Here is a 9,975-nt window from a genome sequence, read left to right as displayed (position 1 = left end):
TGCAGGGTTTGTCCGTAGGATGATATGCCATTGGCGATAGCCAGACGGGCGTTGGTAGCGCGAGAAGCGTTTGCGTTGCGCAAGGCGATGTCTCGGTCCAATTCAGAATGGGCGCATGTCATCATCTCTGGTGACTTCAATGGGATCCCTTGCGCAAGGCATCGGTCGACCATCTTCTGAGCAAGAGCTTTTTTCTCGGAGTAAGTAAGTTGTTCGACCGGTGTTGTTTCGCAGCTGGCCAGAGCTATAGCGACAAGGGCTAGTGGAATGATCCGGATCACTGACATGGGAACGCCTGAGATAGAGCCATCGAGACAAGAGCGGGGCCGCCAAAATCTCTGACTGCAGGGTTTTTTCTAAGATATTGGCAGACAATATCGGTCAATTGCCCTCCAGTTGCCCCGCCTCTGAGGCAAACTGTTTTCCGAACGTTCCCATTATCTTGAGACACTAAAATTGTATCGACGGCCCCTAAAACGTACCCGGTAGAAGACGCTCGGAACTGATCGCAGAATTCGAGCAAGTCATTCCCGCTTACGAACGCGGCATTTGCATGCGAAGAAATCGCAGTAATTACTACTGCAGCGGCAACGCGTTTCATTCGATCCTCCAGCTAGGATCAACCTCAGCAAAAATGCGAGATAAAGTCGAATCCGAAATCAGAACATCGTTAAACTCCGCCGCAGATAAGCCTGTGGATAACTACACCCCCGCATTTCATCAAAAAATCACAGGGTGAGGAGATTAGATAGGTCAAGGTGTTGGTTTTGCTCAACCCGATACCCCGCGCCCTAGAAATCTAGGGCGAGCTTTACAGCGCCAAATGTGAACGGCTTAGTGAGGTCACGATCAGAAAAGGAGGTTTAGGGCTTGTTCTTGCGAGCGATGCGGGCGTCGTCATCGTCGCCAGGAATGCGAGGCGTCTTTTTGGAAGAAGCATCGGTCGCGTAGGGGAAGAAGCTTATTTCCCCGTCCCATCCCGCTCGCACGGTCCACGGCTGATCTGCATCTGAGAGAGCTGAGTTTATGTAGTCGAGATAGCTCTGGTCGCCATCGGGTGCGCTGACCCCGATCAGACTGGAGAGAAAGTCGGATAACAGGTTAATATCAATAGATTTTGGCGGATACGCTTTTTGAAGGGTATCAAGGATTTCCGCATTGACCGACTTTTCGCCAGCAGCCTCCTTCACCCTCTCGTATAGCGGGGTTGGGATCCTAACGGTGTATCGCGTGTAGCCATCATCTCTGGTCATTACGCTTTATCACGACGCTCGTGAAAAAAGTCAATAAACACTATTGACCACGAAATTCGTGAATGACATATTTACGTTGCCTCACGAAATTCGTGAAAGGAAGGAAATGACCGAAGAAGACCATGTGCGTATTACCATCGTAGTCCCCTCAAGTTTGCGGAAGCTTTTGAAGGTGAACGCTGCAAAGAATGACAGGAGTTTCAGCGGAGAAATCGTACGCTGCCTGAAAGTCGGATCGGGCTGGGATAGCCAGCCACAAAACGAAAAGAGCGGGACCACGGCGTAGGAACCGTCCCGCTCAATTCAGCACCACAATCGATGAAGAAAGGAATGCGCTATGGAAGATAGCAGCAAACGCATGCCTGTGCAAATCGGCAACTCGCTCACCATGTCGAGCCGCGAAATCGCGGAACTGACGGAGAAGGAGCACAAGAACGTCAAACGTGACATCGAAAAGATGCTCTCGGACCTTGGCGGCAATGCGCTCAAATTTGAGCGCATCTATCGAGACAGCCGAAACCGCGAGCAGACTGAGTACCATCTCGATCGCGATCACACCGAAACTCTGATCCTCGGATATAGCGCGGAGCTTCGGCTTCGGGTGGTACGCCGGCTTCGTGAATTGGAAGGGGAGGCCGCGAAGCCCCGTTTTGACCTGAACGACCCGTCCAGCCTCCGGGCACTGCTACTCGACAACGTGAACAAAGTGATCGAGCTTCAAGGCGAGGTCGAGGAGATGCGGGAGGGCGTCGAGGCGCTGGACCGGATTGCGGAATCACATGGCACGTTTAACCGTACCGTTGCCGCGAAAAACCTCGGCGTGTCACCCAACGTCCTGATCCGATGGATGAGAACAAACGGCTGGACATACCGTCGCCCTGGCACTTCGGACGATCTTGCCTACCAGTCGAAGATTGCTTCGGGCTGCTTGGAGCACAAGATTACCACCGGCCCGCGTCCTGATGGCACGGAATGGTCGTCCACTCAGGTCCGCGTCACCGCCAAGGGACTTACTATCTTGGCGAAGGCGTTTCCTAAGCCGATGGAACCTGCGTGATGAACCGCCGCACAGTCCTGAAAGCCGGCCTTGTCATTGCGGCAACGTCTCACGCGGCTACCAACGCGCCGGAAACGCCGGTGGTGCCCGTCTCTGTGGACGACTTCCTAAAGGCCGCGACGCCAGCGGAAGTCGCCCGGTACCACACCAATGCGCTTCTGGAAGCGCTCTCGGAAATGCGACCTGATCTCAGGTGGGCTGCCTTCACCGATATCGATGCGTCCAACGTCTCGATACAGGGGATGGTCGCTTAGGCGAACCAGATTTGAAAACCAGCAATAGGGCGGTTCCTCGGGGCCGCCTTTTTCTATGGGCGAAAGGATACGAATTTGCCAAGAACTGGAGGGGTATACAGTATCCCGGCGGGTTCAAAAGGAACTCCGGGAACAACGATCCAAAGCTCGAAATATAACGCGTTTCTGGACGACATTGCAGCCGACGCGAACGCTGCTCGGCCTATCACCGCCGGCGGCACGGGCGCGACGAATGCGACGGCGGCTCGAACGGCACTCGGTCTGACGCCAGGGACCGACGTGCAGGCATATGATGTTCTGCTGCAGGCAATCGCGGGTCTGACCACAGCGGCCAACCAGATCATCTACACGACGGCGCCAGATGCGGTTGCGGTGACATCCATTACAACGTACGGCCGATCGCTTATCGACGACGCCGATGCTGCCGCAGCTCGGACGACGCTAGGTCTCGGCTCGCTGGCAACTCTCGGGTCCGTCAACGACGCAAACTGGTCAGGCGCCGATCTCTCTATTGCAAACGGCGGTACCGGAGCTTCGTCGGCCGCGGCGGCGAGATCGAACCTTGGGCTGGCGGCAGTTGCGTCGAGTGGTAGCGCGGCTGACCTTACCGGCATACTTCCGAACTCAGCCCTGTCGGGCGGATATGGCAACATCACGAACTTGGGCATCAGCGGCACGCTCGCAATCACGAGCACCGCGCCTACGATCAATTTCATCGATACGACGGCAGGCTCTTACAACACTCGCCTGATCGTCGATGCAAACAACTGGTATCTGCAGAAGCAGGCGGACGGTTCAACGAGCTGGACCACCTTCGCCCAGTTCGAAATGGATACGACCAATGCGTACCTAAACGGCTCGCAGATTTGGACGCAGGCCAATCATAACCACCTTGCAATCGGTACGACGGCTGCAACGGCTCGGTCGGCCATGGGCCTCGGCGGTCTTGCCACTCTCGATGTAGCCGATCTTTTTTACACGGGAACGTCTGCCGGAAATACGAACTTTCCGGTCGGCTCTTACATCAACGTGGCCGATACAGGTGGTCAGATCGATAGAAACGCCTCCGCGGTAATAAGGCTCAATCCTGATAGCAATGTCTATTATCGGGTCGGCGGGTCGGGCGCGGCATTGTCGGGAACGTGGCGGTGCCGCGGATACATCGGCAACGGCGTGGCTATTTTTCAGAGGACAGCGACATGACCACAGTTCAGGTAATATCTGCGTCGCATGGTGCTAGCGGTGAAGTCTTCTTTCGAATTCAAATAGACGGCGATAGTGGCACTGAACTCGTCAGCAACGTTTACCGGTCGAATGACCCCTATGCCGGCCCGATAGGTGAATATCTGGCGGGCTGGATTGAAGAGCATTCTTCAGAGATTGGCCCTTTTGTGCCGCCCCAACCAGAACCCGCGCTTTATCAGATCTCGAAAACGACGCCATGGCTCCGAATGACGGATGAAGAAGCTGCCGTAATGGACGCTGTCATGAGCGAGACCGGCGCGCGCTTGAAGCAAATCTATATGGCGGCCACCTATCTCGCATCGAATGATCCGCTCTGGGCCACGCTTCATGAGATGCTTGCCAACGCCTTCGGTTCGGCTCGCGCGGATCAGCTTCTTGCACCGGAGACCTGACGATGGCGAAGAAGATACCTGACGCTGGCCCACTGACCGGTTCCGAGGGCGCAATCGTCATTCAGGACGGTAAGGCGGTGAAGACTGATGTTCAGTCCATCGCCAACAAGGCGCAAACAATCAAGGGCGATCCCGGCAAGGACGGTAAAGACGGTGCTCCGGGCGCTCCCGGAGCCGCCGGGAAGGATGGAGCAGCTGGCAAAGACGGCTTGCCGGGGAAAGATGGATTGCAGGGTGTTCAGGGCGTGGCAGGTAAAGACGGCTCGCCAGGTGTCGCCGGGAAGGATGGTACACCGGGTGCAGCGGGACCGCCCAAACGGATAGAACGGTTTTCCGGCTCTACCACGAGCACAGGCATCGCGACCATTTCTTTCTCTCCTGCCTTCGAAGCAACTCCGGATATCGACGTGATCGAAGATTGGTCAAACGAACAGATGATCACCGGCAAGGTTGTCTCTGGATCGGGCACAAAGGCCGGTTGCCAAGTGCAGGTTATGGTTTCGCGGGGCACGCTGTTGCTGACAACCGGCCCTTTCCAGAAGGCAGGCGCAGGCGTCTCAATCACTGTCCGAGCGATCGGCAACTAATACTACCAACCCCAACATCGTGAGGTAATCCCCATGGCTTTCTCAGGCCTCCATGTCGTATGCGGTTTTGCTGGCGTTCCGAGTGCCAACCGATCCGTCCAGCCGGTGCTTTCTAACGTCCGCTGGTCTCAGGCTCCTGCGAGCGGAACGCCCACCACGCAGGCAGCCCCGGGCGGTGCCGAACTCGGCAATCCAATCTTCCGGGTCGAATCCTCGGCAGACGTCTGGGTCTCCGTCGGTCCAAATCCCGATGCTACGGTTAGCCCTCGTGTTCTCGTCCGCGCCACAACAGCCCAGCCCTATGACATCGGGGTTCAGCCGGGTGATAAGCTGGCTTGGGTGGCCGCGTAATGGCTGGGCTTGGTTCTTCTCTGGTCGGCCTCCGCCTGCCGCAATCTTTGGCCTCACTTGGAGGCGCCCCGGTACAGGGCGGTGAGGTCGATGACGGCACGTTCATCGTGACCTTCGATAACCCTGATGCTTCCGAATACATCCTCACCTTCGACGATCTCGACGGCAACGAATACATCCTCACGATGGAGGCCGCATAGCCATGGCTACAATTCAGAAAAACGTAAAGACTGTCCTCCTCGGCCTGGCTGCCTCCCTGCTGGCGGTCAACGCTGCAGGCCAGCTGGTGCGCGTCGATGCAGATGTCATGGCTCCGCGCCCGGCATACGTCGGCAACGCTGCGACCCGATGCTTCCCCTGCAATAACCGCAACGCTTCGATCACTCGCAATATGAGCCGGACTTTCCATATCGCTCGCGAACGGATGTATAACCCGGTCGTTGAGTATGCGAACTGGGCATTCAGCAATGCCGGCGAAGTGGATGGCTATGCTGGTGCGACTATCAAAGTCGCAATCGAATATCCGGCCGGCAGCACGCCAGTCCTTGCGAACGAGTGTATCGCGGCCGGAAACGCCGCCGTGCCTCATCCTATCGGCAACACAAAGCTGACATTCGGAACGACGGCAAATCCTGTTGTTATCCCATGGGGCGCAATTTTCTTCATGCGCGTCTACGTGGTCGGCCCAAATGGTGTGACCTGGACGCAGCTTGCAGGCGGCAACCAGAGCCAATGGGGAAGCGCGCCGGGGGAATTCTGCGAACTTGGCACCACAGACAATGACAAGGTGATGGCTGGTTCCGGCTCCATATCCGGTGCTGTCTATGCTCCTATGGTCATAGCCACGTCCAAGACATCCCCGTCGCCTGTTATCATCGGAGATAGCCGCCCGGCTGGCGGCGCTGGCACCAACCTGCAGGCCAATTACGACAACGGACCGGAAACCCGCATCCTGGGTCCTGTCTTCGGTTATTCCAACTTCGCCATGAGTGCCACGCTCCTGTCGCAGTGGAACGCCGGGTCTCATACCTATTTCTATCAGTTGCTCGCCAAGGGATATTGGACGCATCTGATCACGGCCTACGGCACCAACGACATCGGAAATGCGCAGACCGCAGCGACGATCCTTGCCAACCGTGCCACATGCGCTGCCAACCTCAAGGCGATCAAATCCGATCTCATCATCATCGGGGAAACGATCTATCCTTACGTCAGCTCTTCCGATGTGTTCGTCACGAAGGCAAACCAGAATATCGGCGCCTATAACAGCGGCAACCAGTACCGTATATTCACACTCAACAATGGCATTCGCGCCGGTATTGTTGGCGAGGATTACGTGTGGGACATCGCCGATGCGCTCGATCCGACGCGGGAAGGCCTTTATCCGGTTTCCGCAGACGTTGGCCTCGCGGCTCGCACGCCGGCAAGCTGCACGGCCGGCGCAATCTCTGGCACGACCTTCACGGCTGGCGGCACTGTAACGGGCACCTTCAAGCCGAACGACTACCTTTACGATGCAGCGCTGAACATCAAGGACAGCACCATGATCGTGGAACAGCTCACGGCCACCACGTTCCGGGTCAATAAGAATTATAATGGCAGCTTCCCGAACCCGGCAGCTGTTGCAGCAACGACTGTCACCACGGCTGGCACGGTCACGCGCGACGGCCTGCACGTTCAGAACGTCGGGGAGGAAATCATCATCCGCGACAAGGGGCCGGACCTCATCACCAAGATTGCGGCGTAGGAGACGGGAAAATGAAGATCGAGAAAGTAAACAAGGATCTGCGGGAGCATTTCGATACGCACGTCGTTGCGGGGTTGCAAAATCAGGGAATGGATGACGCGTGCTTCTACGTCTTCGCTCAGGTCGATGGCGAGCCGGCCATGCGAGGCCCGGCTATCGTTGCTGCGCCCGGCTCAACTGATGCAAGGGTCAACGTCTCAATGGACGATCTCAGGGCTGCGGGTGAGAACCTACTGGGCACCGCCTAGTAGAACTTGAGCATCGTAAGTCTAGCTCGTGCCATCAGGTGTCGGTGAGCGGAGATCTTACCGCGCGTACCACTTGCGGATTTCGATGGACCATGCACTTTAGCGCATAACCTCAAGTTGAGATCCGCAAGTGACCCACGCTACTCCTGTAAATGACCAAAAGTTTTCTATGTCGTTACACGGTGCTCGCGGTATTGCCGCATGCATAGTCGTTCTCGGCCACACAGCCAACATTGCAACACAATACGGAAGTGGTTTTTCCCTTCCGTCAGGGCTATTCAATGCATCTGCGGCGGTAGTGCTTTTCTTTGTGATGAGCGGGATTGTCTTGTCACCCTCAGCCTTGGAGGCCTCTGGTGGTGTCTCGGAACTGACAAAATTCTACATTCGCAGGGCATTTCGACTGATGCCGCTTATGATCGTGGTCAATATAGCATCGGGTGTCTTCGTCGCTTCTATTCACCCCCAACTGCCATACCAAGAGCCGCTGACGGGGCCATTTAGAATTGACGTATTTCTCGTCGGGTTTGTTGGGGCGACACTCAAAATAAACGGGCCAAGTTGGTCTATTTTCATCGAAATCGTCGCTTCTGCGCTCATGCCATTTCTGGCTGTTGCCGCTGCATCTCGTTTTCGCTGGCTGTGGCTGGTCGCGATATCCGCGCTGGCTTACGTGCCGGTCTCAACACCCTATCAACTCCAGATTTTTCTGGTCCCATTCTTTGTCGGGGCTTGCATACCGTTCGTCGTCGGTACTCGAGAAGTGCTTAGAACAACACCGGTGATGGCCAGCGTTGTGTCGATCGGGTTTCTGCTAGCGTTCAACTTCGTGCGTCCAGTAGCCCACTGGGTTGCGCCGGAGTTGAATGTAAATACAAGCCCTCTCGTGGTGATGGCCGAGACTGTATTAATCGCTCCAGTCATGGCCGTAATGTTTCTTACGTCGTGGCCGAGGCTACTTGCTGCAAAGGTCTTCCAGGTCTTAGGAGACATCTCTTTTCCGCTTTATCTCCTGCACTTCAATATTCTCACTCTAGTCTATAACGGCGTCCGTATTGCCGGCTTCGATCAGGGGTGGGTAGTTTTCATCCTCTCCGCATTCTTGACATTCCTCATTACGCTTCCGCTGGCTTGGCTGGCAAATGCTTACATTGAGGTACCAGGCATCGCCGCGGGGCGGAAAGCTGCCGGCTTTTTTGGCGGAAGACTTCGTCCCCGGGCCTTGTAGCAGGGTACATTACGCGGCAGTCGACGGCTGGTAACGATCCTTGATCGACTTGAGATAGTATGATCCGGGCGACCGTGCCGCCGCGAGAGCATCAATTTCGTGCGCGGGCACGTCAACGAATTCACGAATTTGACCATTGGTCAGGAAAAGCTTTAGACGCAGTTGGGAGGCATCGTACTCGGCCGCGTCGATGAGCTTGCTACGAAGTTCGATCCGCATCGCTGATCCTTGCCTAGTGGGTTTCGCAGTGCACAAGATACGTGTGCCAGGAAATCATGCAACAGCCCGCCGCCCTGACATCAGACCTCGATTGTTGATGGGCAGTGCCATATACTCCAGGGCATGTCAGAAGAAGAATTCCATCGTCGTTTCGTGCAGGCGGTCGTCACGAAGTGCTTCCAGAGCGGAAAGCTGCCGTTCGGGCGAAATCCTGGCGAGTACGCCGCAGAGGTCGCATCGAGCTATTGGCTGGAGTTTTTGAGCGACGGTGGACACCTGAAAAATAAGCTGATGAAGACGCGTTGTTCTGGATCTAGCTGACCCACGCCCTGACATCCTTCGCTAGAGGACGATGAAGTCAACGCGCTCCGCGCCGATGTAAAATTCGGAGGAGCGAACCTGTTCAACTGTACGCTCTGTATCGCCTAGGCAGTCAAAGTCGACAAACGTGATGCCGCTTTCAATCGTGATCGCTATTCCAAAAGAAATCACGCTTTGGGTTGAGTTGGTGCGCTGCTCGATTTTAAATTCACGAACATTGTGGAAGTCGATCCGGCAAGATCTCCATGTCGGCTCGTCTGCATCGTCGTCCTGGCATGTCAGCGTGATTTGGATGTGCGGAAGAGCGCGCTCCGCATAGTCTACCGATATTGCTCCGAGAAGTGAGTCATTGAAGTGGTCAAATCGGCGAAGTACGTCGGATGTCGAGGACGGGATTAGCATTTGGGCGCCTGTCTAACGATGAACTTGATCAGAGCAGCACAATCCTGTGGCGCCTGCAACCAAGTGACTGATCACCCCGCACCCTGACATCTTGCTCTTGATGTTAACTCCCGGAGCCTACACCTCTATGGGGTATTAAGGAGATCCCTGGTGCTTGAGTTCTTGATCAATGCCTTGTCTGAAGGTTTTGGAAGCAGAATTAGGTCGAAGCACCGGTGGGTGACTGTCCTTAATGCCGGAGTATACGTTTTGTTGGCCGTATGCGTAGTACTTTGGTTCTTAGTTCCGAGCCTACGATAACCCACCGCCCTGACATCATCGGTGCTATCGAGCTAAGAAGTGATCGCTTCCGATCGCGCCTTCTCGAGCAGTTCCTTCAATTCCTTTAATATGACTTCGGTAAGGTAGACGCCCTCGTACAGAGCGGACGCCTGACCTTCATCTTCGATGTCTTCGATCGCCATCTTCACCAGCTTAAGGCGGCGAAACGCGAGATTGGTCTTGTCAATGAGGTCAATGTTCACGGGTAGCTCCTGTTCACGGTTGGCTTTCACAGCCAACCTTTCGGAACCGACAGCCGCAATATGGCAATTTCGATAGAGCGTTACGTCACATCCACGAACACGTAGAGGTATGCCGCCACGAGCACCAAAGAAGCATACATTACAAAG

Annotated in this window: 15 protein-coding genes; 10 read left to right on the top strand and 5 right to left on the bottom strand. The window is 55.6% G+C overall.

What is annotated here, in order from left to right:
* Positions 1-277: 277 nt before the first annotated feature.
* Together GGE33_RS27925 and GGE33_RS08150 are read right to left on the bottom strand one after the other, a co-directional pair.
* Positions 278-601, bottom strand: a complete 324-nt coding sequence (locus GGE33_RS27925) for a Rap1a/Tai family immunity protein (RefSeq protein WP_183821960.1) — start codon at positions 599-601, stop codon at positions 278-280.
* A gap of 262 nt (positions 602-863) precedes the next feature.
* A complete protein-coding gene (locus tag GGE33_RS08150; RefSeq protein ID WP_183821958.1) occupies positions 864-1,190 on the bottom strand; it encodes a hypothetical protein in 327 nt (108 codons plus the stop codon).
* 400 nt (positions 1,191-1,590) lie between these two features.
* On the opposite strand from GGE33_RS08150, the gene GGE33_RS08145 reads away from it, so the two are divergent.
* From GGE33_RS08145 to GGE33_RS08100, 10 genes are all read left to right on the top strand, one after another.
* Complete coding sequence (locus GGE33_RS08145) at positions 1,591-2,310, top strand: phage regulatory protein/antirepressor Ant (protein ID WP_183821956.1); 720 nt, start codon at positions 1,591-1,593, stop codon at positions 2,308-2,310.
* Complete coding sequence (locus GGE33_RS08140) at positions 2,310-2,564, top strand: hypothetical protein (RefSeq protein ID WP_183821954.1); 255 nt, start codon at positions 2,310-2,312, stop codon at positions 2,562-2,564. Before GGE33_RS08145 ends, GGE33_RS08140 begins: the two co-directional genes overlap by 1 nt.
* Before the next feature lie 279 nt (positions 2,565-2,843).
* The gene (locus tag GGE33_RS08135) at positions 2,844-3,767 is read left to right on the top strand and encodes a hypothetical protein (protein ID WP_343062358.1); all 924 of its coding nucleotides are present in this window, start codon (positions 2,844-2,846) and stop codon (positions 3,765-3,767) included.
* Positions 3,764-4,201 carry a hypothetical protein gene (locus GGE33_RS08130; protein WP_183821950.1) on the top strand — a complete coding sequence of 146 codons (438 nt, stop codon included), beginning with the start codon at positions 3,764-3,766 and terminating at the stop codon, positions 4,199-4,201. Before GGE33_RS08135 ends, GGE33_RS08130 begins: the two co-directional genes overlap by 4 nt.
* 2 nt (positions 4,202-4,203) lie before the next feature.
* Positions 4,204-4,788, top strand: coding sequence for a hypothetical protein (locus tag GGE33_RS08125; RefSeq protein ID WP_183821948.1), 585 nt, complete (start codon positions 4,204-4,206; stop codon positions 4,786-4,788).
* 33 nt (positions 4,789-4,821) lie between these two features.
* The gene (locus tag GGE33_RS08120) at positions 4,822-5,139 is read left to right on the top strand and encodes a hypothetical protein (RefSeq protein WP_183821946.1); all 318 of its coding nucleotides are present in this window, start codon (positions 4,822-4,824) and stop codon (positions 5,137-5,139) included.
* On the top strand, positions 5,139-5,339 hold the full coding sequence (locus tag GGE33_RS08115) for a hypothetical protein (RefSeq protein WP_183821944.1): 201 nt from the start codon (positions 5,139-5,141) through the stop codon (positions 5,337-5,339). The genes GGE33_RS08120 and GGE33_RS08115 overlap by 1 nt, the downstream gene beginning before the upstream one ends.
* Before the next feature lie 2 nt (positions 5,340-5,341).
* A complete protein-coding gene (locus GGE33_RS08110; RefSeq protein WP_183821943.1) occupies positions 5,342-6,886 on the top strand; it encodes an SGNH/GDSL hydrolase family protein in 1,545 nt (514 codons plus the stop codon).
* An 11-nt stretch (positions 6,887-6,897) separates the two neighbouring features.
* Positions 6,898-7,134 (top strand): hypothetical protein, encoded by a 237-nt coding sequence (locus GGE33_RS08105; protein WP_183821941.1) that lies wholly within the window; start codon positions 6,898-6,900, stop codon positions 7,132-7,134.
* 130 nt (positions 7,135-7,264) lie between these two features.
* Complete coding sequence (locus GGE33_RS08100; RefSeq protein ID WP_183821939.1) at positions 7,265-8,362, top strand: acyltransferase family protein; 1,098 nt, start codon at positions 7,265-7,267, stop codon at positions 8,360-8,362.
* Positions 8,363-8,371: 9 nt separating this feature from the next.
* Here the strand turns inward: GGE33_RS08100 and GGE33_RS08095 are convergent, their stop codons facing one another.
* From GGE33_RS08095 to GGE33_RS08085, 3 genes are all read right to left on the bottom strand, one after another.
* The gene (locus GGE33_RS08095; RefSeq protein WP_183821937.1) at positions 8,372-8,581 is read right to left on the bottom strand and encodes a KTSC domain-containing protein; all 210 of its coding nucleotides are present in this window, start codon (positions 8,579-8,581) and stop codon (positions 8,372-8,374) included.
* 342 nt (positions 8,582-8,923) lie between these two features.
* Complete coding sequence (locus GGE33_RS08090) at positions 8,924-9,304, bottom strand: hypothetical protein (protein ID WP_183821935.1); 381 nt, start codon at positions 9,302-9,304, stop codon at positions 8,924-8,926.
* A gap of 332 nt (positions 9,305-9,636) precedes the next feature.
* Entirely contained in the window at positions 9,637-9,828 is a 192-nt protein-coding gene (locus GGE33_RS08085; protein ID WP_183821933.1) for a hypothetical protein, read from the bottom strand.
* Between the last annotated feature and the right edge of the window lie 147 nt (positions 9,829-9,975).

The sequence above is a fragment of the Aliirhizobium cellulosilyticum genome, assembly GCF_014198105.1.
GTDB lineage: Bacteria > Pseudomonadota > Alphaproteobacteria > Rhizobiales > Rhizobiaceae > Neorhizobium > Neorhizobium cellulosilyticum.
The sequence above is the reverse complement of the archived record's forward strand: the minus strand, read 5'-3'. Positions and strand labels throughout refer to the sequence as shown.

Bases quoted from the DNA above. Each gene is read 5' to 3' on its own strand.
- GGE33_RS27925 (WP_183821960.1), bottom strand. From the start codon at position 601: ATGAAACGCGTTGCCGCTGCAGTAGTAATTACTGCGATTTCTTCGCAT.
- GGE33_RS08120 (WP_183821946.1), top strand. From the start codon at position 4,822: ATGGCTTTCTCAGGCCTCCATGTCGTATGCGGTTTTGCTGGCGTTCCG.
- GGE33_RS08095 (WP_183821937.1), bottom strand. From the start codon at position 8,581: ATGCGGATCGAACTTCGTAGCAAGCTCATCGACGCGGCCGAGTACGAT.
- GGE33_RS08090 (WP_183821935.1), bottom strand. From the start codon at position 9,304: ATGCTAATCCCGTCCTCGACATCCGACGTACTTCGCCGATTTGACCAC.
- GGE33_RS08145 (WP_183821956.1), top strand. From the start codon at position 1,591: ATGGAAGATAGCAGCAAACGCATGCCTGTGCAAATCGGCAACTCGCTC.
- GGE33_RS08105 (WP_183821941.1), top strand. From the start codon at position 6,898: ATGAAGATCGAGAAAGTAAACAAGGATCTGCGGGAGCATTTCGATACG.
- GGE33_RS08130 (WP_183821950.1), top strand. From the start codon at position 3,764: ATGACCACAGTTCAGGTAATATCTGCGTCGCATGGTGCTAGCGGTGAA.
- GGE33_RS08140 (WP_183821954.1), top strand. From the start codon at position 2,310: ATGAACCGCCGCACAGTCCTGAAAGCCGGCCTTGTCATTGCGGCAACG.
- GGE33_RS08115 (WP_183821944.1), top strand. From the start codon at position 5,139: ATGGCTGGGCTTGGTTCTTCTCTGGTCGGCCTCCGCCTGCCGCAATCT.
- GGE33_RS08110 (WP_183821943.1), top strand. From the start codon at position 5,342: ATGGCTACAATTCAGAAAAACGTAAAGACTGTCCTCCTCGGCCTGGCT.
- GGE33_RS08125 (WP_183821948.1), top strand. From the start codon at position 4,204: ATGGCGAAGAAGATACCTGACGCTGGCCCACTGACCGGTTCCGAGGGC.